Source organism: Cricetibacter osteomyelitidis (assembly GCF_004340985.1).
Taxonomy (GTDB): Bacteria; Pseudomonadota; Gammaproteobacteria; order Enterobacterales; family Pasteurellaceae; genus Cricetibacter; species Cricetibacter osteomyelitidis.
This window is the reverse complement of record NZ_SLYB01000005.1, coordinates 1-25054: the sequence shown is the minus strand read 5'-3', so window position 1 is coordinate 25054 and position 25054 is coordinate 1. Positions and strand designations below refer to the sequence as shown.

At 40.1% G+C, this 25054-nt stretch carries 15 protein-coding genes and 1 pseudogene; 11 read left to right on the top strand and 5 right to left on the bottom strand.

The genetic code is table 11. The annotated features are described in order from the left end of the window. The first annotated feature begins 3 nt into the window (after positions 1-3). Positions 4-1011, top strand: coding sequence for a tryptophan--tRNA ligase (gene trpS, locus EDC44_RS03475; protein WP_131975432.1), 1008 nt, complete (start codon positions 4-6; stop codon positions 1009-1011). Between the two features lie 155 nt (positions 1012-1166). Here the strand turns inward: trpS and proB are convergent, their stop codons facing one another. Beyond that, entirely contained in the window at positions 1167-2273 is a 1107-nt protein-coding gene (gene proB / locus EDC44_RS03470; protein WP_131975430.1) for a glutamate 5-kinase, read from the bottom strand. Positions 2274-2425: 152 nt separating this feature from the next. After that, positions 2426-3940: a membrane-bound lytic murein transglycosylase MltF gene (mltF, locus tag EDC44_RS03465; protein WP_131975428.1), complete on the bottom strand. Its 1515-nt coding sequence runs from the start codon at positions 3938-3940 to the stop codon at positions 2426-2428. A 178-nt stretch (positions 3941-4118) separates the two neighbouring features. On the opposite strand from mltF, the gene purL reads away from it, so the two are divergent. The 5 genes from purL (at position 4119) to EDC44_RS12945 (ending at position 11943) form a co-directional block, all read left to right on the top strand. Further along, complete coding sequence (purL, locus tag EDC44_RS03460; RefSeq protein WP_131975426.1) at positions 4119-8012, top strand: phosphoribosylformylglycinamidine synthase; 3894 nt, start codon at positions 4119-4121, stop codon at positions 8010-8012. Positions 8013-8070: 58 nt separating this feature from the next. Then, on the top strand, positions 8071-9291 hold the full coding sequence (locus EDC44_RS03455; protein WP_131975424.1) for a DUF3644 domain-containing protein: 1221 nt from the start codon (positions 8071-8073) through the stop codon (positions 9289-9291). A 511-nt stretch (positions 9292-9802) separates the two neighbouring features. Further along, on the top strand, positions 9803-10762 hold the full coding sequence (locus tag EDC44_RS03450; RefSeq protein ID WP_131975422.1) for a retron St85 family effector protein: 960 nt from the start codon (positions 9803-9805) through the stop codon (positions 10760-10762). Next, entirely contained in the window at positions 10759-11688 is a 930-nt protein-coding gene (locus EDC44_RS03445; RefSeq protein ID WP_131975420.1) for a retron St85 family RNA-directed DNA polymerase, read from the top strand. Before EDC44_RS03450 ends, EDC44_RS03445 begins: the two co-directional genes overlap by 4 nt. Positions 11689-11775: 87 nt before the next feature. Continuing rightward, positions 11776-11943: a hypothetical protein gene (locus tag EDC44_RS12945; RefSeq protein ID WP_165870220.1), complete on the top strand. Its 168-nt coding sequence runs from the start codon at positions 11776-11778 to the stop codon at positions 11941-11943. On the opposite strand, the pseudogene EDC44_RS03440 reads toward EDC44_RS12945, so the two are convergent. Further along, positions 11891-12169, bottom strand: a pseudogene (locus EDC44_RS03440) (type II toxin-antitoxin system RelE/ParE family toxin). The gene EDC44_RS12945 and the pseudogene EDC44_RS03440 overlap by 53 nt on opposite strands. Positions 12170-12392: 223 nt before the next feature. On the opposite strand from EDC44_RS03440, the gene EDC44_RS12940 reads away from it, so the two are divergent. The 5 genes from EDC44_RS12940 to EDC44_RS03420 all read left to right on the top strand — a co-directional run bounded on the left by EDC44_RS12940 (position 12393) and on the right by EDC44_RS03420 (position 18868). Then, on the top strand, positions 12393-12569 hold the full coding sequence (locus tag EDC44_RS12940; protein ID WP_165870221.1) for a hypothetical protein: 177 nt from the start codon (positions 12393-12395) through the stop codon (positions 12567-12569). Positions 12570-12641: 72 nt separating this feature from the next. Next, positions 12642-13313 carry a UPF0149 family protein gene (locus EDC44_RS03435; RefSeq protein ID WP_131975418.1) on the top strand — a complete coding sequence of 224 codons (672 nt, stop codon included), beginning with the start codon at positions 12642-12644 and terminating at the stop codon, positions 13311-13313. A 565-nt stretch (positions 13314-13878) separates the two neighbouring features. Next, entirely contained in the window at positions 13879-16833 is a 2955-nt protein-coding gene (locus EDC44_RS03430) for a YadA-like family protein (RefSeq protein ID WP_131975416.1), read from the top strand. Between the two features lie 332 nt (positions 16834-17165). Beyond that, entirely contained in the window at positions 17166-18236 is a 1071-nt protein-coding gene (locus EDC44_RS03425; protein WP_131975414.1) for an MmcQ/YjbR family DNA-binding protein, read from the top strand. 44 nt (positions 18237-18280) lie between these two features. Beyond that, complete coding sequence (locus EDC44_RS03420) at positions 18281-18868, top strand: DNA glycosylase (RefSeq protein WP_131975412.1); 588 nt, start codon at positions 18281-18283, stop codon at positions 18866-18868. Positions 18869-19331: 463 nt separating this feature from the next. Here EDC44_RS03420 and EDC44_RS03415 read toward each other — a convergent pair whose 3' ends face one another. Both EDC44_RS03415 and EDC44_RS03410 read right to left on the bottom strand, forming a co-directional pair. Continuing rightward, positions 19332-23558 (bottom strand): autotransporter outer membrane beta-barrel domain-containing protein, encoded by a 4227-nt coding sequence (locus tag EDC44_RS03415; RefSeq protein ID WP_131975410.1) that lies wholly within the window; start codon positions 23556-23558, stop codon positions 19332-19334. A gap of 260 nt (positions 23559-23818) precedes the next feature. Beyond that, complete coding sequence (locus tag EDC44_RS03410; protein WP_131975408.1) at positions 23819-24859, bottom strand: LLM class flavin-dependent oxidoreductase; 1041 nt, start codon at positions 24857-24859, stop codon at positions 23819-23821. Between the last annotated feature and the right edge of the window lie 195 nt (positions 24860-25054).

Genomic DNA, 25054 nt, shown 5'->3' with positions numbered 1-25054 from the left:
CAAATGACAAAACCTATTGTATTCAGCGGCGTACAACCGTCCGGCGAACTGACTATCGGTAACTACATGGGAGCATTGCGTCAATTCGTAGCAATGCAAGACGATTACGATTGCCTGTATTGTATCGTAGATTTGCATGCCATCACCGTACGGCAAGACCCCGCAGCACTACGCAAAGCCAGTCTTGATGTGTTAGCGTTATACTTGGCCTGCGGTATCGATCCGGAAAAAAGCACGATTTTCATTCAATCCCACGTACCGGCTCACACGCAATTAGCTTGGGTGCTGAATTGCTACACCTATTTCGGTGAAATGGGTCGTATGACTCAATTTAAAGACAAGTCTGCCCGCCACGCCGATAACGTAAACGTCGGCTTATTTACTTATCCCGTGCTGATGGCCGCGGATATTTTACTCTATCAGGCCAACCAAGTGCCGGTGGGTGAAGACCAAAAACAACACTTAGAAATTACTCGCGATATTGCTAATCGTTTCAATGCTTTATATGGCGATATTTTTGCAGTGCCGGAAGTATTTATTGCTAAATCCGGTGCTCGCGTGATGTCTTTACAAGATCCCGAGAAAAAAATGTCGAAATCCGACGATAACCGCAATAATGTGATTAGCTTATTGGAAGATCCGAAAGCCGTAGCGAAAAAAATCAAACGTGCCGTGACGGATTCCGATGAACCGCCGGTTATTCGTTACGACCGCGTAAATAAAGCCGGTGTATCGAACTTATTGGATATTCTTGCCGGTGTGACAGGTAAATCCATCACTCAATTAGAAGCGGAATTTGAAGGTAAAATGTATGGTCATTTAAAAACCGAAACAGCAGAACGTGTATCCGAAATGCTGAGTGGTTTACAAGAACGCTTCTGGAAATTCCGTAACGATGAAGCCTTATTAAATAAAATCGCCGCAGAAGGGGCGAGAAAAGCCAATGAACGGGCGGAAGCCACATTACGTAAGGTGTACGATGCCGTCGGATTTACCTTAGGGCAATCATAGGAACTTAGAAACTATATGAAAAAAGGGCGTAATGGACAAAAATGTGGGATTTTTATCCCTCTTCTCCCGTAAACGGGAGAAGGTTTGTCAACAGCCTGAGGATTAAGTTCAATGAACTTAATCCTTTTCTTTTATACCCGACCTGCGACATCAAATCACAACAATACCATATCATCTCGATGAATGGCGACCGGACCGTATTCATAACCGAGAATGTTTTCAATATCTTGTGATTTTTTGCCTTTGATTTGTTGTAACGCATCGCTGTTATAACGCGGCATTCCCAGTGCAATATTTTTACCTTGTTGAGTGCGGATCATCACCACTTCGCCACGGGAAAAACGCCCTTCTACCGTAGCAATACCGGCAGGAAGCAGCGATTTACCCTGATTAAGCAGTGCGCTTTCCGCACCTTTATCAATCGTCAGAAAACCCACTCTCGGTGCGGCAAACAGCCATTGCTTACGGCTTTCCAAATGATCGGAAAGTGCGGTAAATTTTGTCCCGATTTCAGCGCCCAGGGCAAGATCGGTAATCACATTATTGCGGCTGCCCGGTGCGATAATGGTTTCAATACCGGAACGGGTTGCCACATCTGCTGCGATAATTTTTGTAATCATTCCGCCCGTACCTAAATTAGTGCCGCTACCGCCTGCAATAGAACGGATATGATCGGTGACTTTATCCACCACCTTGATTAATTCGGCATCAGGATTTGAACGGGGATCACTGTCAAACAACCCTTGTTGATCCGTCAATAAATAAAGTTGATCCGCCTGCACCAAAATTGCCACTAATGCCGATAAATTATCGTTATCGCCTACTTTAATTTCGGCGGTGGCCACGGCATCATTTTCATTGATCACTGGAATAATATTATTATCCAACAAGGCATGCAATGTATCGCGGGCATTTAAAAAACGTTCGCGATCTTCAATATCCGCACGACTTAATAAAATCTGCCCGATATGAATTCCATAAATATCAAACAGTTGCTCCCAAGTTTGAATCAGTTGGCTTTGTCCGACTGCAGCCAATAATTGTTTTGAGGCAATAGTCGGCGGTAATTGCGGATGACCGAGATAATCCCGACCGGCAGCAATAGCACCGGATGTGACAATCACCATATTAAAGTCCGCTTTTTGTAACTGAGCAATTTGTCGTACGATTTCCAACATTTGCGGACGATCAAGTTTCGGACTGCCTGATGTTAATGTGCTAGTTCCGAATTTAACAACAATAGTCTTCTTTTTATTTAACATAGTTCAGGTTTACTTCTATTGTTGCATCATAAAATGCAATGCATGACGGGATAGAATCAATGATTTACGATACTTAATATGATGCATTCGTCTTGTTCTTCTTTGCAATGACAGAGATTTTGTTCGTTTAAAAAAAGATTTACGTCTTGCCATTATTTATTCTCCTGCTTTTCCTCTGCTTTTATTTGTTTATTTTCAGTTTCCGATTTTATTACTGCTTGATTTTCCGGTATTTCTGCGTTTCTCTCTGCAATTACCGTCTGTGTCGTTACATGAGCCTGTGTGTTCGCCTGCTCTTCCTGCACGCGGTGATAATTCATAATACTGTTCATGTAACGACGGATATTTTCCACATATTGATAAGCCTCATAACCACGGGCGTAGCCATACTTGAGCTTACTATAATATTTCTTTTCCGCCAAGAGCGGTAAGTTTTTCTTTACATCTAGCCAATTATCGGGATCACCGCCCAACTCTTTAGTTAAACGCCGCACATCCAATAAATGTCCCAAGCCCATATTATACGCCGCCAACGCATACCAAATACGGTCTTCCTGAGGAATGGTTTCCGGCATTTGATTCATCAGCAAATGCAAATATCCCGCACCGGCCTTAATACTCTGCTCTGCATTGATTCGATTGGTGATTTTCATGCGATCCGCCGTATCTTTAGTGAGCATCATAATACCGCGAACACCGGTAGGTGATGTGGCATCTTCCACCCAATGCGACTCCTGATAAGCAATAGCAGCCAGCAATCGCCAATCTAAATCGCCGCGATATTTCTCAAAGTGCGGTTGATATTTCGGCAGAATTTTCTCAATTGCCTGTAAATACGAACGGGTATCCACATAATCGAAGTTACTGAAATGATTAAAATATTTTTCTTCAATACGGGCGATCAAACCGCTTTCAATAGCACCATTCATAAAATCCAACAACGCCGATTGCAGCTCGCTGTATGAACTGGTGGGCAAATACCAATGCACGGAAGATTCATCAGTTAAATCGAAAGCCACATCAATTTCCGGACGAATTTGTTGCACGGCAGAAATATCAATGGAATTAGCAATAGTATAATCCAGTTGACCATTCGCTACTTTAAGCAATAATTCTTCTTGATTCAGCGACTTCTCTGTTGTCCATTGCAAATCGGAATATTTCAACTTGGCATCCTGCAAAAGTGCGGTCAGTTCCGAGCCATTTATGATGGCTAATTTGCCTTTAATATCGCCCAACGATTTCGGTCTCACTTCGCCTTTGCGATAGGCAAGTTGCCACGATGCGGAATAATACGCCGGCCCGATTTGGTAACGATCGGCTTTTTGCGGTTGAAATAATAAATTGGCGGCGGCAATATCAATATCATTATTTTCCAACGCATCGAACAATTCATCGCTATTACTCATGACTTTCACATCAAGCCCCACGCCCAAATAATCGGCAAAAGCACGACTAAGCTCATATTCCAAGCCGGATTGTCCTTCCGAACCGATAAAATATGAAACCGAATTATTGATAGTTCCCACTGTCAATTTTTTCTGTTGTAAAATCGCACTGTAATGGTTTTCTTCCGACTGCATAATCCGCTGCCACGGAAACACCATATCTATTGCCCAAAGCAGTAGGGCAATCGCCACGATACTACGTAAAAATAAGCCTTTCAAAGAACCTCAATTATTCTATTTATAAATTAATTTTGTTGATTTTTACATATTAGTTACACAAATAGCAATTTTGTTCAATCTTTTTTTACATCAAAATACGCAAACGTTTTCGTTTTTCCGCCCTTTCCTTTATAATATCCTCAATTTTTTTGTACAACTCAACTTTGGTGAAACTCCTATGTTACAAATCTTCCGTGGCTCGCCAGCCCTTTCCGAATTCCGTATTAATCAATTATTAGCACGTTTTGAAAAAGCAGCATTGTCGGTGAAATCCGTTTATGCTGAATACGTGCATTTCGTCAATTTAAATGAAAAATTGACCGCACTTGAAGAAAAAGAGCTCACCGAATTATTGCATTATGGTCCAACGTTAGCAGAACATGAGCCGAAAGGCGAAACCTTTATCGTGATTCCTCGCATCGGCACAATTTCCTCCTGGTCTTCCAAAGCCACCGACATTGCTCATAACTGCGGCCTAAGCAAGGTGCAACGTATTGAACGCGGACTTGCCTATTACTTTGAATTTTCAACTGAATTAGACACAGAAAAAACAGAAAAACTGACCGCACTTTTGCACGATCGCATGATGGAAACCGTGATTCGTATCGAAAGCGAAGCACAAGCGTTATTCCAACAACAAGAACCTAAACCATTTACCACTGTTGATGTATTAACCGGCGGCCGTCAGGCGTTGGAAGCGGCAAATGTGGAGTTAGGCTTGGCGCTGGCGGAAGATGAGATTGATTATTTAGTGGAAAATTTCACCGCACTTGGGCGCAATCCGAATGATATTGAGCTGTATATGTTTGCGCAGGCAAACTCGGAGCATTGCCGCCATAAGATTTTTAATGCGGATTGGGTGATTGACGGTGAAAAACAGGAAAAATCCCTGTTTAAGATGATTAAAAATACCTTTGAGAAAACGCCGGATTATGTGCTTTCCGCCTATAAAGACAATGCGGCGGTGATGGAAGGTTCGAAAATCGGGCGTTTCTTTCCCGATCAGGACGGGCAATATCGTTATCACAACGAAGAGGCGCATATTTTAATGAAGGTGGAAACCCATAATCACCCGACGGCAATTTCGCCGTTCCCGGGGGCGGCAACGGGCTCGGGCGGTGAGATTCGTGATGAGGGTGCAACAGGTCGTGGTGCGAAGCCGAAAGCCGGTCTTGTGGGCTTTTCTGTGTCGAATTTGGTGATTCCGGGCTTTGAGCAGCCTTGGGAAAATCCGCTTTCTAAGCCGAGCCGTATCGCTTCGGCATTGGATATTATGATTGAAGGCCCTTTAGGCGGTGCAGCGTTTAATAATGAATTTGGTCGTCCGGCGTTACTCGGTTATTTCCGTACTTATGAGGAAAAGGTCAACAGCTTTGGCGGCGAGGAAGTGCGCGGCTATCATAAGCCGATTATGCTTGCCGGCGGTATTGGCAATATTCGTGCCGAACACGTGCAAAAAGGGGAAATTCCTGTCGGGGCGAAATTGGTGGTGCTGGGCGGGCCTGCGATGAATATCGGCTTGGGCGGCGGTGCAGCATCGTCGATGGCATCCGGTAAGTCAAAAGAGGATTTGGATTTTGCTTCCGTGCAACGGGATAATCCGGAAATGGAGCGCCGTTGTCAGGAGGTAATCGACCGCTGCTGGCAGTTAGGCGAGGATAATCCGATTGCCTTTATTCACGATGTGGGCGCAGGCGGTTTATCCAATGCGATGCCGGAATTGGTGCACGATGGCGGACGGGGTGGCAAATTCGAGCTGCGTGATATTTTGTGCGATGAAAAAGGAATGTCGCCGTTGGAAATTTGGTGTAATGAATCGCAGGAGCGCTATGTGCTGGCGGTTGCGCCGGATAAATTGGCGGTGTTTGAGGAATTTTGTCGCCGTGAACGTGCGCCTTATGCGATTATCGGTGAGGCAACGGCGGAAGAACATCTAACCTTGCACGATGCGCATTTTGACAATAATCCGATTGATTTACCGATGAATGTGTTATTGGGAAAAACGCCGAAAATGACCCGTAATGCGGCAAAAAGTGCGGTTGAAAATGCGCCGGTTTCGCAAGAGGGGATTCAGCTAAAAGAAGCGCTACATCGGGTGTTACGTTTGCCTGTGGTGGCGGAAAAAACCTTCTTAATCACCATTGGCGACCGCTCGGTCACCGGAATGGTGGCACGTGATCAGATGGTCGGCCCGTGGCAAATTCCGGTGGCGGATTGTGCCGTCACCACAGCGAGCTTGGACAGCTATTACGGCGAGGCGATGGCAATGGGCGAGCGTGCACCGGTTGCCTTATTGGATTTCGGCGCGTCGGCACGCCTTGCCGTGGCGGAGGCAATTACCAATATTGCGGCAACGGAAATCGGCGATATTAAACGCATTAAATTATCGGCAAACTGGATGTCCGCCGCCGGTCATAAAGGCGAAGATGCCGGGCTTTATGAGGCGGTTAAAGCCGTGGGCGAAGAGCTTTGTCCGGCATTGGGGCTGACCATTCCGGTGGGCAAGGATTCGATGTCAATGAAAACCACGTGGAATGACGATGGCGAACAAAAAACCGTCACCGCACCGCTTTCTTTGGTGATTTCCGCCTTTGCTCGTGTGGAAGATGTACGCAAAACCGTGACACCGCAATTACGCACCGACAAAGGCGACAGCCGTTTGTTGTTAATTGATTTGGGCGAAGGCAAAAATCGCTTGGGCGCCACCGCACTTGCGCAGGTTTACAAACAATTAGGCGACAAGCCGGCAGATGTGGTGAATGCGCAAACCTTAAAAAATTTCTTTAACGCAATGCAAGCCTTGGTTGCCCAGCAAAAATTGCTTGCCTACCACGACCGTTCGGACGGTGGGTTAGTGGTGACGTTGGCGGAAATGGCGTTTGCCGGCAACTGCGGCGTTTCTGTGGATATTTCAGCGCTTGGCGATAATGATTTAGGCGTGTTGTTCAATGAAGAATTGGGCGCAGTGATTCAGGTTCGGGAAAGTGATTTAAATGCCGTGCGTGAGGTTCTAAGCCAACACGGTTTAATCCATTTAACCAAGGAATTAGGCCTGGTAATGGATAACGATCATTTTGAAATTGTGCGTGGCGTTAAAGTATTACTCAGCGAAAAACGCTCCGAATTGCGTGGTATCTGGGCGGAACTGACCCATCAAATGCAACGCCTGCGTGACAATCCGGAATGTGCCGATCAAGAGTTCGCTGCGAAAAAAGACCCGAATAACAAAGGGTTATCCGTGCATTTAAGTTATGACGTGAATGAAGACATTGCCGCACCTTATATTGCCAAAGGCGCCAAACCACGTATTGCAATTTTGCGTGAGCAAGGAGTAAACAGCCATTACGAAATGGCGGCGGCATTTGATCGTGCCGGCTTCGATGCCATTGACGGACATATGTCCGACCTAATGAGCGGCAGACGAAACCTCAAGGATTTCAATGCGTTAGTCGCCTGCGGCGGCTTCTCTTATGGCGACGTACTGGGCGCCGGCGGCGGTTGGGCAAAATCGATCCTATTTAATACCGCACTTCGTGATCAGTTCAGCCAATTCTTTGCCAATCCAAACACCCTTGCTTTAGGGGTGTGCAACGGCTGCCAAATGATTTCCAACCTTGCGGAAATTATCCCGGGAACCGAAAACTGGCCGCGTTTCGTGCGCAATAAATCGGAACGTTTTGAAGCCCGTGTCGCAATGGTGAAAATCAACGACACCGGATCGCTTTGGTTCCAAGGAATGGCAGGCAGCCATATGCCGATTGCGGTTTCCCACGGCGAAGGTCAAACCGAGTTCAAAACTCTCGAAAATCTGACCGCACTTCGTGCCCAAAACTTAATCGTCGGTCAATATGTGGACAGCCTCGGCAACCCAACCGAACAATACCCGGCAAACCCGAACGGCTCAACCGACGGTATCACCATCATCACTAACCTAGACGGCCGCATCGCTGCAATGATGCCACACCCTGAACGTGTATTCCGAGCAGTCAGCAACTCTTGGTATCCGGAAGATTGGAGCGAAGACGGCGCTTGGATGCGGATGTTTAGGAATGCGAGGGTGGTGTTGGGATAATAAATAATAGGGCAAAGTATGTTCTTTGCCCTGTTTAATTAATAAATAGGTAAATTATATGGAAAATAGATATATTCATATAGATAAAGCTTATGATTTCTTAGTGGAGAGAGAAAACTTAGATGATACTTTCAACATAAAGGAATTATCATATTATTCAGGTTTAAGTGAGAGTACCTGTAAAACATATTTATCTAAAAAGTGGTATCAATATATAGAAAAAAGCAATTTTGAATATATTGTTAAAACTTTGAAAACAATAAGCAAAGAGCAATTCAGAAGTATTTCCTCTCAAAAGAATAGTTTCGATATAAATAGAGTGGAATATGGTAAATTACTAAACAAAGCAAGAGAATTTGCACTACTTGCTGTTTCAATATATAACAATCCTTTTACAGAATTTAAAACTTACGGCTTTATAGTTAATATAATAATTGCTTATACATCTTTATTTCATGCTATTTTTGAAAGAAGAAATGAAGTTTACTACTATAAAGGTAAAAATGGGGATTTTAAGATAATTGACGGACAGGAAAAAGCTTGGGAATTATCAACTTGCTTAGATAAATATTGGATAAATTCCAATAAACCAGAAAAGAGCAATTTAGATTTTTTAATAAAGCTAAGAAATAAAATTGAACATAGGGGATTACCTGCAATAGATATAATGGTAGCAGGTGAATGTCAAGCTGCATTGAATAATTTTGAGCTATTGCTAGTTAGAGAATTTGGAGAGAAATATGCATTAGGAACAAATCTAGCTATCGCAATGCAATTAAATAATATCTCATCACAAGCTCAAATTAAGGCAAGAAAGGAATTCCAAACTCAAGCCTATCAAGATATTAAGAAATTTATGGATAGCTATCGGGGAAGTTTAAATGAAGATATTATAAATAGTCAGAATTATAGAATATCCGTGTATTTAATACCTAAAATATCAAATAACATTAATTCTTCTGATTTATCTATTGAATTCATTCATGTAGATTACTTATCTGATGAACAGAAAAAAAACTATGAACATGCTATAAGTTTTCTAAAGCAAGTTGAATTTCCTTATAAATTTAAGCCGTCTAGAGTTGTAGAGCTTATAAAAGAAAAAATACCTACATTTAACATTCATAAACATACAGAGTGTTGGAAAAAATATAATGCTAGACCGAACTCTATTGATACTAAGTTTAAAGGCGAATACTCAGCTTATATTGAAGGATATGATTCTTACTTATATTCTAAAAAATGGGTTGATTTTTTAATTGGGGAATTATCTAAGTAGGTATTCAATTATATGAATTTTAAGAATATATCTGAGCATATGAAAAGATTAGGACTATCTGCATTACAACAGAAAATAAGGCAATTTTACGCTGTTTGTCTTAAATCTTTCGTGTTTACATCCAAGCGAAACTAGTATGCAGGGAAAATTGAAATTCGCAGGTTGGTCGAATAATTTCAGAGAAGAGTTACTATTTGGTGTTCAGGCAGAATAAAAAAGTATGCGGTTGCCCTGATAATTTAGAATGGAAAAGGTATAAAAGATTATCAAAAATAAATTTTTATAGTATAATCTCAACTACTCTTTAGCGTTTGTAAGCAAATTGCTCAGTCAGGTGTTTAGCTAGACTCAAATTTATTGATTAGATTTAGGATGCGTTAGAAAATTTTCTATCGATCCTGGATTCGGAGCGATAGAAAATTTTCTAACGCGGCCTTTAGTAAAGAGTATCTTCAGAAGGCAGTCTACTTTATGTGGATTGCCTTTTTTATGAATTGTAAGATTTTAATATATGAATAAAAATAAGTATGAAGATATACTAATAGATCTGTATGGTTCTTATGAGCTTAAACAATTTATAGTCCAACTGAGTGAGCAAAAAATATTTGTTTGTGGAGGGTATGTCGATATAAAAAATCCGCCTCCAAATAGTTTCAGAGAATATTTTTTTGAGAGAGCTGCCTCTAGTAATCCTGAATTAGAATCATTATTAATTATGGCAGAATCATTTAAGGATTACTTACAAGATGGTTTATATAATGATTTATTAACTTTCGAAACTGATATTGCTCATATATCAGCGTTAATAATAATTTTTTTAGAAAGTCCTGGTTCTCTGGTTGAATTAGGGTTATTTTCAAACAAATCTGACTTTTATAATAAACTATTAATTATTACGCCTAATACAGAAAGTAAAGATTCTTTCATTTATTTAGGTCCATTGACTCATATAAAAAGAAAGAATGATAAGTTAGTATTAAGCTATCCTTTCCCCAAAAAAGGGATTGATTTTGATCAGTCTCATGTAGACGATATAATCTCATGTACTAAAGAAATTTTATCTAAACTTGATAAAACACAGAAGTTTGATTCAAATAATATAACGCATATAATTTTTTTGATTTGTGAAATAGTAAGATTGTCTTATCCTATAATACTGACAGAAATAGAATTCAGTTTAGCTGCTTTATATATTGATTTAACACAAACGGAAGTAAAGAGGTTTTTATATTTGTTAGATAAGTTAGAATATATTAATGTATATGACTATAGTTCATATAAATTTTACTATCCTAGTTCAAATTATAAAGATAAATGTTTTGTTAAATTTGGTAAAAATAATGAAGGAACTAAATTTGATGAGAGCAAACATAAGATGAAATTAAGAGAATCATATATGCAATCTAATGATGATATAGCTAGAAAAAGAAAGTCCGCACTTAAATATATTATGAAGGAACATAGATCATGACAATCTTAGATATTCTTATGGATACACTACTATTAGATATGCAGGAACTAAAAAAATTTGCATCAACTTCACCATATAGGTATAAGGTTTATCAAATACCTAAACGAAACTCTAAGAAAAAAAGAACTATAGCTCATCCATCAAAAGAATTAAAATTTATCCAGAGAGCACTGAATGGGATTTTATCGAACATTCTACCAGTGCATGAGGCTGTATTTTCTTATAAAAAAGAAGTAAGTATCAAAGATAATGCACAAAAACATTTAAAATCTCAATATTTATTGAAAATGGATTTTAAAAATTTTTTCCCTTCAATAACTCCAGAGATTTTCTTTGACCAATTAGATAAAAATAACATCAGTTATAGTGTTGAAGATAGGGAGATTATATCAAGATTATTATTTTGGAAGCCTAGTAGATATAAAGAATATTTATCATTAAGTATAGGTGCTCCTAGTTCTCCATTAATATCTAACTTTATAATGTATTCTTTTGATAAAAAAATTAATGATTATTGTAATAATATTAATGTGACTTATACAAGATATGCAGATGATATAACATTCACAACCAATGTGAGAAATATATTATTTGATATTCCTAATGAGATAAAAAAAATTTTATTAGAGGAATTTTCAGGAAAAATTATTATAAATAATAAAAAAACTATTTTTTCATCTAAAGCTAATAATAGACATGTTACAGGAATAAGGCTAACTAATGATAATAAATTATCGATAGGAAGAAATAAGAAAAGAGTACTATCATCAAAAGTTCATCATTATTCACTGGGAAAGATTAATGATGATGAAGCTAAAAAATTGCAAGGGGAACTAGCATTTACTTTTTATATTGAGCCTGAATTTGAAAGTAAATTGATAAAAAAATATGGTTTGGAAACTCTATTAAAGTTAAATAAAATATAATCCCACGGTAGCACAAGTCTATAGTCATACTACTCGAAACCTATAAAATAGCGTAAAACTTCAGTATAATTACTAAGGAGCTATTCTGTGAAATTAGCTGAAATTTTAATTATGAAAGATGTTCTTTTATGCGTAGAAAACCCCACTAAAGCAGATGATTTAGTGGGTAAAAGACCGTGGTGTGGTGGATTGTACATATTCTTTAGTAATAATCCTGATAGTCCACAATTTCAGCGTGTCCGTTTTCAAACTTAAAGGTTAATTGCCAGTTGCTATTTACGCTAATTGACCAATGTTCGGCTAAATTACCCTGTTATTTATGCAACTTCCAGCCCGATATATCCATCGCTATAACTGTCTCGGTATTATTGAACGTGGGTAACTGCAAGCGAAGTTTATTGGCGTGCTTTGCCTGAATACCAACGGTTGAACCGGTTTTAAAAAAGCGTTCAAGTCCTTTATGTTTAAAAGATAGAATCATTGCCTTACCTCTTTGTATAGTTTAACTATACATACCTCTTATGTATAAACAGGTAAGATACAATTTTTAATATTTTAGCCTATAACACTTTCTTAAGCGGTCGAGTGGTTTTCTAAGGAATGGAGTATTTACATTTCCACCGCACTTTACTTCTGTTCGATTTTTAAATAAAAAAGAATCAGGTATATAATAAAAATCTCAATAACAACCGGAGAAATGCAAAATGTCTCTCGAACAACAATTCTTCCAAAAAGCTGAGGTAGATTTTTCTACGCTACTGTCCTTTGGGCTTATGCAAACCGAGCAGGGTTATTACTATTCTTGCCCGATTTTAAACGCTCCGATAGCGCAAGTCTGTGACTTGTGTCTTTTTATCTTTGATTTACAAGCAAAATTTTAGATTTCAGCTATTATTTTAAGTACAAATCATAAACTTACATCACAATAAACAACTAATTTTAAGGAGACCCCAATGGAATTTAAATTTCCCAACCAACTACTAGATGATGAAGAAATTGAGGTATTAGAAGATCTGTTACTAGAATATGCCACTGAATGGGAAAATGGGGACTGTATTGTCACACCTGCAAATTTAGACGGTTTTTTTGCTGCCGTGATTGCAAGCCCTGAATTAGTGAAACCAAGTCAATGGATGTCGGTGATTTTCGATGATGAAGATCGGGAGCGACTTTTAGCCGATCAGCAAGAATTTGAACTAATGATGGAATTATTATTCCGCCATTATAACGACGTGGCTCAACGATTTTTTGAAGAAGAAAACATTGCGTATTTTTCTACATACGAAGATGGTTATGTATCTGTGGAGGAATGGTGTACCGGTTATATTATTGGCGCACGATACTTCACTTGGGGCAAATTACCTGATGAAATTCAGACTTGCTATGATGTGATTTATGCTGAGTCCTTTTATGGCGAATCTAATCCTAGTAGGAAGAAATTGACAGTCAAAGAAAGCCAAAATCTTGCTGATCATATTATTGAATCAGCCGGTGCGATTTATACATACTTTTTTAATTTACGAGTTCAAGCAATTGAACCTGTACGCAAAGAGAAAAAGGTTGGAGTGAACAAACCTTGCCCTTGCGGCAGTGGCAAAAAATTTAAAAAATGTTGTTTGCAATAATGGAGTAAGCTAACAGAGTACTAACTGACGTTATTCTCCCGATGACGCAAGTCTGTAACCATAACTGTTCGAAACCAATAAAATAGCGTAAAATTTCAGCATAATTACTAAGGAGCCATCCTATGAAATTAGCTGAAATTTTTACAATATATACCCAAAGAAAAATTAACTTTTTTAACTCAAGAATATCAAGTTGATCATCTTAATGACTATTTGTCGGCTTGGTTTTATGGTTGAGAAGATGATATGAATGCATCATTAACCCGCGAACCCACAAATCACACTATACACACCAGTGACTTAGAAGCGCTTATCGAAGCCTAAAAACGCATCTCAATACGCTGTTTACTTATCCAGCCATACCCCGAACTTAATATGCCAAAACATATGTAAACTATTGATTTTTTAAGCGTACGACAATATTTACAATGCCTTTACAAAAAAGTGAGTATTTTTAACCGCACTTTAAGGTAAAATCCACGCTGTTTTTTTGTGAGTGAACCATCTAAGTTGGTTTGGGATGATAACAGATTGAAACTAAAACATCTGAATAAAGGATATAAAAATGAATAAAATTTTTAAAGTTAAACATAATCGACTTGGTCTATCTGTAGTCGCTTCAGAATTAGCGACTTCCAAAAATAACCTATCTTCCACAAATAAAACTACGATGAAATTAACCGCACTTTCTGCGATTACGGTAGCATTATTTACTCCACCGGCTGCTTTAGCAACAACGATTGTAAATACTAAAATTACCGGAGCAACGGTATCGGCGGAAGATGATACAAAAAACAATATTCTCATTGGCAGCACCGCAAAACCAAGTACAGCAGATTATACACAAGATGTTGTTGCTATTGGCAATAATGCCACAGTAACGGGCTCTTATTCAGTAGCCATCGGTAAAAATGTTAAAGCGGCAGATTTTAGCGGTGTGGCAATCGGATCGGATGCCACAGCCAACACTCAGTGGTCCATTGCAATTGGGCAAGGAGCGACTAATTCTTATGATCCCAAATCCTTAGCGGAAGCACAAGCAAATGGCACTACTACAGGTCGTGGCAATGCAGCAATTGCTATCGGTTATGACGCTAAAACCAGTGATTACGGTGCAATTGCTATGGGGTTCGGCACTAAAGCAACGGGCAATATGGCAACTGCGTTGGGTTCTAATTCCAATGCAAGTGGCTTGGCAAGCCTTGCATTAGGAGACGGCGCACAGGCATCCGGAGAAGCCTCGGTTGCCACCGGCTTTGTCGCAAATGCTTCTGGAGAAGCCTCAATTGCCAACGGCTATGGTGCAAATGCTGCCGGATATCACGCTATAGCAACGGGTAATGCCGCGAGAGCTTCCGCTACTTATTCAATTGCGCTGGGTGACTTTGCAAATGCTTCCGACATCTATGCAATTGCCATTGGTCAAGATGCAAAGGCAAGCGCTCATCACGCCCTTGCTTTAGGTTATTTATCCAATGCAACAAGTTTTGCAACTATTTCACAAGGTATTTATTCCCAAGCAAGCGGCAGTCAATCCGTTAGTATCGGTTATGCCGCTAATTCATCAGGAGCGGGGGCAATATCTCTTGGTAGTAATGCGACTTCAACATATTCTGATGCTATTGCATTGGGATCATTTGCTAAGGCAACCGAAACAAATGCCGTAGCTTTAGGTGGTGGAGCTAATGCTACGGAGGAGTTCTCAACAGCAATTGGTGGTGTAACTAAAGCAGAAGGATGGCAATCTTCAGCACTTGGTGCTTACGCTAATGCTACAGGAAATGGTTCAATGGCAATTGGCGCTGAAACTAAAGCAGCAGGAACATACTCTGCAGCACTTGGTATTTTTGCTAATGCGTCGGCTAATTATAGTACGGCAATTGGCGATAATTCTAAGGCTTATGGAGAAGGTTCTGTGACGGTAGGAAGTAAGGCTCAGGCAAATTCTAACTACGGGATTGCAATGGGACATTATAGCCTTTCAGATGGATTAGAGGCAATTGCAATAGGTCAATATTCTCAAGCGTCAGGCAATCAAACGATAGCACTTGGAGAGCAGGCTAAAGCGGAAAAAGATAGTGCCGCCGCATTAGGAAGTCAGTCTAATGCCTCAGGTGAGAATTCAATTGCCTTAGGATCTTCAGCAAATGCTGCAAACTATAGTGCAATTGCAGCCGGTTATAATTCTAAATCCACTGGCAACGGTAGTGTTGCTATAGGAGTAAGTTCAGAATCTACAGATGATTCCTCAATCGCAATTGGCTGGGGCTCAAGTGCACTCGCAGATGCTACAATAAGTCTTGGTAGAGCAGCTCGTTCTAAGGGCAAATATTCTATCGCTTTAGGAGTGTTAGCAAGAGCTGATGAAGAGGAATCCGTTGCTTTAGGCAGCTATTCAAGTACGGAATCCCAATTAACCAATGCTACAGCAGGGGTGACTATGGTTAATTCAGCAGAAATAAATGAGGTTACGTACGGCGGTTTTGCAGGAAGTAAACCCTCTTCCGTCGTGTCTGTGGGAAACGACGAGGAGCAACGCCGTATCCAATACGTTGCCGCAGGTTTAATTTCTAAAGATTCAACAGATGCGATTAATGGTTCTCAACTTTATGCCATAATAGATTCCTTATCTAAACAAATTAAAAATGCCTCAGGACCGATAACGGCACCGAAAGATAACTTTAAGGTGAAGAATAATGCCACTGCGCCGAATACGGATGGAACGGCAGGCGAATGGTCGTTGGAAACCGCCGATACTCTCACTTTGGGTGCAACTTCCGGTTTGAAGGTGACGACAGATAGTAACGGTTTAGTGGTTTACGATTTATCCGATAATATTAAGAAAATTATTAACGACACGAATGAAATGGTAAATAAAGGTTGGAATATCACAACGAGCGCAAGTGAAGGCGAGGTAACGGGCTCAAGTGAAAACACTGTTAAAATGGGCAATACTGTGACGGTAGATGCGGGTAAAAACATTAATATTACGCAAAGCGGCAATAAAATTAGTATTGCGACTTCGTCTAAGCCGACCTTTGAGACGGTTACCGCAACGGACAGTGTTAAGATAGGTTCGGGAAATAATGCAACAACAATCACCTCAAATGCAACGGGAGTTGTGATCAAAAATAGTGCCGGAGGCCCAACTAAGATTCAAAATGTTGCCGCCGGTACGCAAGATACGGATGCCGTGAATGTTGGACAGTTAAAACAGGTTTCCAAGCAAGTGAATAATAACAGTAAGCGTATTAATAACTTGGAGGCAAAACTGAATCGTCAAGATAAAAAATTACGAGCAGGCGTTGCGGGTGCGGCGGCGATTGGTAACTTACCGCAAGTACGTCGTGCCGGACACTCACAAGTGGCGGTGGGAGTTGCGACCTATCGAGGCGAGAACGCAGTAGCGATGGGCTATTCGAGAGCTTCGGATAACGGTAAAGTGATGATAAAACTTTCCGGCAGTTCCGATACGAGAGGCGATCTTGTCGGTGCGGCGGCTGTGGGATATGAATGGTAATTTCATTATCACTATTTAATGGAAAAATGCTGTATCCCTAGAATGTATTGGTCGGTTCAAATACGGCTTAATGCGTAATAACTGAAAAATCTTCCGTAAAATCGGAAGATTTTTTGTTGGACGATAAAAACAAAATCTAAGCCAATGCTCTAAACCATGCACATTAATTCGCACGATTTCATCATTTGCTTGCTGAATACGACTACCCATAACTAATAATTGTTTTCCACCGCACTTTGCTCCTGTTCGACAATTTTCTACACATTTAAATAAAAAAAGAATTAGGTATATAATAAAAACATAAATAACAAAAACAATCGGAGAAATATCAAATGTCCCTCGAACAACAATTCTTCCAAAAAGCAGAGGTGGATTTTTCTACGCTGCTGTCCTTTGGGTTTACGCAAACCGAGCAGGGTTATTACTATTCTTGTCCGATTCTAAATGGTCAATTTTTAGCAGAAATTTGGATTTCATTGAAAGGGGAAGTCCGCGGGCGGGTATTTGATGTGGAGATGGAAGCGGAATACGATAATATCCATATTGCCGGGCAGCTCGGGGAGTTTGTACATCAGGTGCGGGAAGCTTATTTTGCCGTGTTGCAGGCTATTTTAGCGCATTGCTTTATTCAGGAATATTTTATTTCGCCGCAGGCAAAGCGGTTAGCAAAAACATTTGCGGCAAATTATGGGGATAAGCCGGTATTTCCTTGGGAAAAATACCCGAATTTCGGTGTGTTTAAGCATGCTGCCAATGAAAAGTGGTATGCCTTGGTAATGAATATTGACAAGAGCAAATTGGCGAAAAAAACGCAAGGTATGGTGGATGTGGTCAATTTGAAAGTAGAGAGTGAACACATTAATAACCTACTGCAAGAAAAAGGTATTTATCCCGCTTATCATATGAATAAGAAAAACTGGATAAGCGTGATATTAGATGATACGCTGCCTGATGAGCGAATTTTGCAATTGGTTCAACAAAGTTATGATCTTACTAAATCCGGCTCAAAAAACTTAAAAAGCCGTAAGCAAAACGGCCGGATTTCTCAGTGGTTGATTCCGGCAAATCCGAAATATTTCGATGTGGAACAAGCCTTTCGTGAGCAATCAGAAATTTTGTGGAAACAAAGCAGTAATGTGGCGGTGGGCGATGTGATCTATATGTATGTAGCCGCTCCCCGCTCGGCGATTTTGTATAAATGCGACGTATTGGCGATAAATCTGCCTTATACCAAGAAAAATAAATATGTGAAAGTCGAACGTGTAATGAAAATCCGTCTATTGTACCAATATGCTCCGGATACGTTGCACCTGACCAAACTACGGGAATTCGGTATTAAAGGCGTGCGTGGTCCACGGTCTGTACCCACGGATTTATTAGCTTATTTAGAGACCTTAGCCTAGCCCAAAAGTGCGGTCTATTTTTTAAAAATTTTATAGAGAACAACATGATAGAAATTATTGAAAACCATCCTTTCCCTCCGCTATTGCCAGCTAACGCCACAGTAATGACGATGGGCACATTTCCACCGCCTGCGGATAAACGGGCGATGGAATTTCATTATCCCAACTTTCAAAATGATATGTGGCGAATTTACGGCATTGTGTTTTTTGATGATCCACAGCATTTTCAAGTGAAGGGTAAAAAGCAGTTTGATGCGGATAAAATCAAAGCATTTTTGAATGAACGCGGTATAGCTTCCTGTCCGACCGTATTTAAAGCCATTCGCGAACAAGGTAATGCCTCCGATAAATTTTTAAAAATTGTCGAATCGGTTGATCTTAAAGCGGTGTTGAATCAACTTCCACAATGCCAATGGATCGGCACAACAGGCGGCAAAGCCACGGAAGTGTTACTAAGTTTGTTAGCGGAAAAAATTAAATTACCAAAAACCAACGAAGTGATCGATTATTATTATACGGGCAGACACTTAAAACTTTGTCGATTACCTTCCACATCAAGAGCGTACCCTTTAAGTTTAGCGAAAAAAGCCGCTGCATATCGTGCTTTTTTTACATTGACCGGATTGTTATAAACGCTCTTATTATACCTTCAGTGAGTATAAATCAATGATTTATCCTATTAGGGAAATAACTATCCGAATCACAGCGATAGTTATCTAATATGTAAATCATATTTTGCACAAGGATAATTTATGCTTGGGACATTTGTCTTTTTCACCACGGTTAATTAAAAATTACTGGCTGTTATGATGTGTTTTGCTGCCGGAACAATGATTTTCCGTGATAGTGGAAGTATACGGGAAAATGAATTGCTATTTAGTATTCATTAACAATGGTGTTGATTAAAAAATCATTAATAAACACAGATTGTTATTTTCAAATAACGTTTTAGTGAAAAAATAAAGGTTATGACAATAACGATATTTTTGGTATAAAGGATAAATGTAATGGTCAAAATACAAACAATTTTGACCATTGCACCTTATTTTCTGTTCTTAAATCTTTGATAATCCATTAGATGAAAAGGATAATCCGCTATTTGAAGGTGTAACCGATTTTCAAATTCATGGAAGTCTGGTCGCCGGTTTTACTGAAAGCTTTGTGAGCATTTAGGTAAAGATCAACACCGATTTTCCACTGATAACCAACACCTAAGCCAACATGAGTTACATGGCGTGTCGGTTCGCTGCGAATTTTGAATGTTCGACCATTACGGAAATGGCTGTGCAAATCTTTTTCTGCGGAAATAACGCTATAATCACCGCTGAATTTAAACACTGCATTACCATTAAGTGTTGGAATATTGGCGATCAATTCCTGGCCGATAATGCCTTCAAGGCGATTACTATGTTGTGCATCAATCGTTAGCCCTGCTACTCCGATTTCATTAATCGCTTTTTGATTAAAACGACTATAGGCAACCGCAAATTTAGGTACAAGTTGCCATTGTTCTCCGAGCGGTAACGCGTATTTTAACTGAGTATAAATGCCTGTTGCATTGGCTTTGCCGTTTGCATCAAACTGATGACTGTTGTAACTATTGCTGATAGTACGTTTGCCTTTTAGGTTGAACTGTTCATGTATTACGCCTCCGGTTAGCGTTAAGCGCTCAAACCGGCTGCGGATATAGCCGCCAAATGCTATGCCATTACCTTTCAAATAGCTTGATTGGTAACCTTCAATCTGTGTTTTGTTTGTGCTGATATGAGCACCGGTAGTAATATCATTGTTGATACCATAATGGATTGCTAACATCGAGGTATGGGTTTTACCCTTCCGAGCCGATTCATGATAGTCATTACGGCGTGATAATACCTGTGCCGATACCATCCATTCTTGCGCATTAAGACGTTTATTCTCAGACAACAACGCATCACGTTTCACTGCCATATTGTGAGCTAATTGCGGAAGTATTGCCGCATACAGATTATGTTCTACGGTATCTGCCAAATAGCGATTAATCGCTTCGCTTGCTGCTTTTGCCGACTTATTATCCGTTGAGGCACTGTTTTCCAGTGGATTTATACCATTTACACGCCAGCTGTCGATATAACTGTTGTAAGCCTCTGCATAAGGTGTTTGGAATTGTTGCTCGGATGTGGCATGCTGTCCCGTCTCTTCTTGAGTTATTACGGTTTTTGGTTGTATCAATAATTTTCCGTCTTTAAAGATCGCTGATTGTAAGACATTATTGGTAGCAAACTTAATATCAGTTGGCTGGAGCTGAAAACCACCAAAGTTTACTTCGTATTCACTTGTCGCTTTGGTCGTATCGACCACAAACTTACCTTTTCCTGTTAATGAAATTGACTTGTTGCGAGCTTTATCAAATAAAGCATGTTGGTTTGGACTGAGAACCTGATAGTGTAGGTCTTGATTGAGCGTAATGCTATCAGTACCTCTTACTGCTGCATTGGCTTGTAACTCAGTGGGTTGATTAATCAAGATATTTTCGGCATTCGCAATATGGTAATCCACCTTAATCGGTGTGGTTAATGGATTATTTTCCTGACCAAAAGCCAAGGTATCGTTGCCCTCGCCCAAATCAATCGTACGACCATTAAATCTGGAGTGGCTGTCGCTAATCGTCAGTTGGTCGTCGCCTGCTTTCAGATCAATATCGCCATTGATATTTGATTTATTTGCAATGATAAGTTTATTTGTACCCATATCCCCTTTCACTGCCAATGGTTTATCGATTTGGTTGTTTTTAAAACCATTCACATTAAGGATTGCCCCGTTAAGGTTTACCTCGCTGTTTTCAGCGATTTTTAAAGCGGTTTTATAGCCGTTCACAATACTGTCGGTCAGAGTTAGATTATGCTTGGCAAACAATGCTCCATTTGCCATTCCTACACCGTTGATAATTTTGTTGGTAATCGTTTCAGCTTGATTAGTAACCTTTTCACTATCTTTGCCATTCGTTGTGAGTGGAGCGTTTTCAATGGTATAGGTTTTGCCGTTTTGGACGAAATTATCCGGCTTATCATTGCCAACAATAATTTTATCAATTGCTTCATTTTCATCTAGTTTTACATACAACCCGGCATTTTTAACCTTAGAGTTGGTTTTATCGCTAGTATCAAAATAGCGGTAATATTGCCCGGAATTATTATCTAACTCATAATTACCGATAATCAAACGACCGGCTAAGATCCCATAGTTATAAATATTTCCTTTAAAGCCGGAACGGTATTCCGGATTACGAATACTCCAAGAGGTATCTATTTTACCTCTGGAGAGTAATGCACTGTGATTGCCTGAAATAATACCGGCATTGGTAATATTTGCATTGGTTTCCGAATTTATCGCGATCCCGGCACCGTTATTGCGGTAATCCACAGGTGTAAATTGATTTTGCGAGAAACCTTGTAAAACTTTGGCATAACCGCTGATTACACCGGTATTGGATATATTACCTAAACGGGAATTTTTCGTGGCATAATCGCCGGGCGCTGATTCCAGATAACTCCAAGCCGTAATACCATTACCGCTTGAATGGACGGTAGTCGATGTTTGAACCGTTGCTTTGACGTGATTCGGTGTGTCATCTGCTTTTGGTTTTTCTTTTTCACAGCCCGGTGTGCCTGCTGCCAACCATTTACAGGTTTCTTCGCTTAACTTCGGGCTGGTTGCGGCTATTGGTTTTGAGCTTGGTGCGAGCCAATTATTCATTCCATCGTTACCAAATAAATTATTATTTGCCGATGTTTGTTCAATTTTCGGGATAAATATCTTATCTCGTGAATTATCACCGGATCGTCCACCTTTGACTTCAATTTGACCACTAATAATTCCGCTATTGTCAATGTTGCCAATTGCCGATAATTGCCCGTTATTGCCTTGTGAATAGGTAGATAAACCATTACCGGAAGAGACGGCTTTTGCCATTAAACTCCCCATTCCGTTGCCGGCGTGAACTATTGCCGTTCCTCGAATATAGCCGCTATTTTGCACATCACCGATGGTGGCACTTGAAGAGAGATAACGGGTTTGTCCGTTACTGGAGTCTGCCGTAACCGACACACCGTTACCGCTACCAAGGGCATTTGCATCGGAATAGAGATGGAATCCTTGATAGTTGGAATTATTGCCTGAAATTTGCTCCAGTGTTCCGTTAATTTGTCCGGTATTTTGAATATTTCCAACCGCACTTTCGGTTTTATTCTTGGCAAAACGACCGGTATGTGCCAACGCTGAAATCCCGTTACCCGTGTTAGTGGAATGGGTCGTCGTATGCGTTGTATTTTGTCCGCCTTTTAGCATTGCATTACCGTTTAAACTACCGCTATTTTCAATATCACCGAGTTTGGCAAAATTATTCTGTTGTTCAGAAAAGGTCAGCTTATCAATGGTGTTTACATAAGAAGCGGCAGATACGGCATTACCGGATGCGGAAGTGGTAACAGAATAGAATTGAGGTTTATAACTAGAGGTATGGGCTATAGTATTTTGCTCTGCTTGTGCTTGAATATTGGCGTGAATTTGTCCGCTGTTTTTGAATTTTTGTAAGCTCACTTCTACGGTTTTACCTTCAAAATCAGCTTTTTCCAACTCTGGTGTACTTGGCGTACTTTCTTCGACTGTGACAGCTCGGGAACGCGTTGCACTGCGGCTGACTCTTACCCGGGAAACACTGGTCGCACCGCTGTAACCATCAGCGATACCATCTGCTCCCACCTCTGCGGTATGTTTACCAAAATCCGCTAAACCAACGATCGAAATCCCGTTACTGCTACCATAGCTTTTTACATCGCCATGAGTTTCTGCTTTGCCGCCTTGTAGGCTCGCCCGTGCTGAAATTGTCCCGCTATTTTCAATGTTTTCCAGAGAAAATATCACATTTGCCGGGTTACTTGGTGCTGACCAACCTAATGCATCAAATCCATTGGCAATACCATCAATGGAAATCGCACCACGACGGTCCTCGCTTTCTGTTGTCGTTTTCCCGATGGCAATAACACCACCGGCAATTTGTCCGGCATTTTTTGCGGCAAGTTGTGCCACTTTTCCATCGCTATCATTGGGATTGCCATACCAAATAATCCGTACCGGATTACCGGAACGATTAAATTTTCCGGTAATGCGTTCTTCCGTACTATCACTGGTAATGGTATCAATTTTTTCAACGTTATCTTCTTCATTGACAATAGCAATAGAACCTTCACTTCGCTGATAAGCATTTGCCGAAATGGATATGGTTGTAAGTATAACGGCTGTCAATGTCAGACTCTTAAGAAAAGCATTATTGTGATTGTTCATTGGTATTCATTTCCTTTGTTAATTTAAAGTTAATGAATATTAACAGAAATAAAAATGATAATAAATCTCATTTTTAGTATAGAAATTTTTGATAATAAAAAGCCCTTTATACTTTATTTTCAAATGAGGTTTTAGTGAAGAGAATAAAAGTTATGATAATAATGATGCAAACCACCGGCAAACCTCCGAACAAAAAGCGGTTACTTTGATCTAATAGGCGTATCAACAAAGGATACACTTATTCAATGCACCTTTATTTTTTACTGTCTTCTGACTATTTCATTAAATAGTCGATAAGAATAATACTGTTTTTCTTCATCAAAAATATGGCTTAAGGCAATAATTTCTTCAAATTTGACCGCACTTTTCAGTACTTTTAATTGTGCTTCCACCGTTTTCGGGCTACCAATCAAGGAACATGCCATAAGCTGTTTCACGACAAATTCTTCTTGATCGTATAACGGGATATTTGAAAAATCCACCGGACCAAAATGAGGAGTATGGTCAGCATGAACATAGGGTCTCTGCCACACTTCTTTGTCGGATTTCAATGGCGGACGTAAGCCATATTGCTGATCCGTCACAATATCCAAATATAGTTGAGTTTGTGTTGTGGCAAGATGTTTGGCTTCATCATCTGTGTCCGCAACGATCACATTAAAACCTAAAATCACATAGGGGGCAGCTAAATATTTCGAAGGTTTAAAATTATTCCGATAAACGGCAATCGCTTCTTCCATCGTCTCCGGAACAAAATGGGCGGCATAAGAATAAGGCAGCCCTAATTCCGCGGCTAAATATGCACTTTCCGTACTTGAACCCAAGATATAAAAAGGCATTTCAACATTTTCCGCTAAATAGGCATGCACTCTTGCATTGCTTTCGAAATAACTGCGTAATTCAATCAAATCCATCGGAAAATCATGTTGTGTAAGATGACGACGTAAAGCTTCCACAGTATGAACTTCCATGCCGGGCGCACGCCCTAATCCGAGTTCTACACGTTCCGGATAAAGTGTTGCTAACATCGCATATTGCTCCGCAACAATATAAGGGCTATGATTCGGCAGCATCACTCCGCCCGCCCCGACCTTAATTTTCTTAGTATTTGATAAAGTATGCTGAATCAATAACTGAGTTGACGTACTCACCAAATGTTTGGAATTATGATGTTCTGCGATCCAATAACGCTCCAATTCCAGCTCTTCTGCAACTTGAGCCAACTTCACTATTGACTCAATAGCCTGTCTGTAATCCTGCCCTTCTCGGAGCAAGCCTAAATTTACTATTGAGAGCTTCATCTGTTATTTATCACCTAAAAGGGATCCTCGTCAAGATTTTGGGATTTTACGTGATTTTTCAGAAATAGTGTAGCAAATTTGTAGATATTTTTTAAAATTTATGTTTTTTTGACCGCACTTTGTTACATTTTTGCTACAAAAAAAGCCCTAGCATACGCTAGGGCTCAGACTACTGACAAACCCACTCCCGCTTTG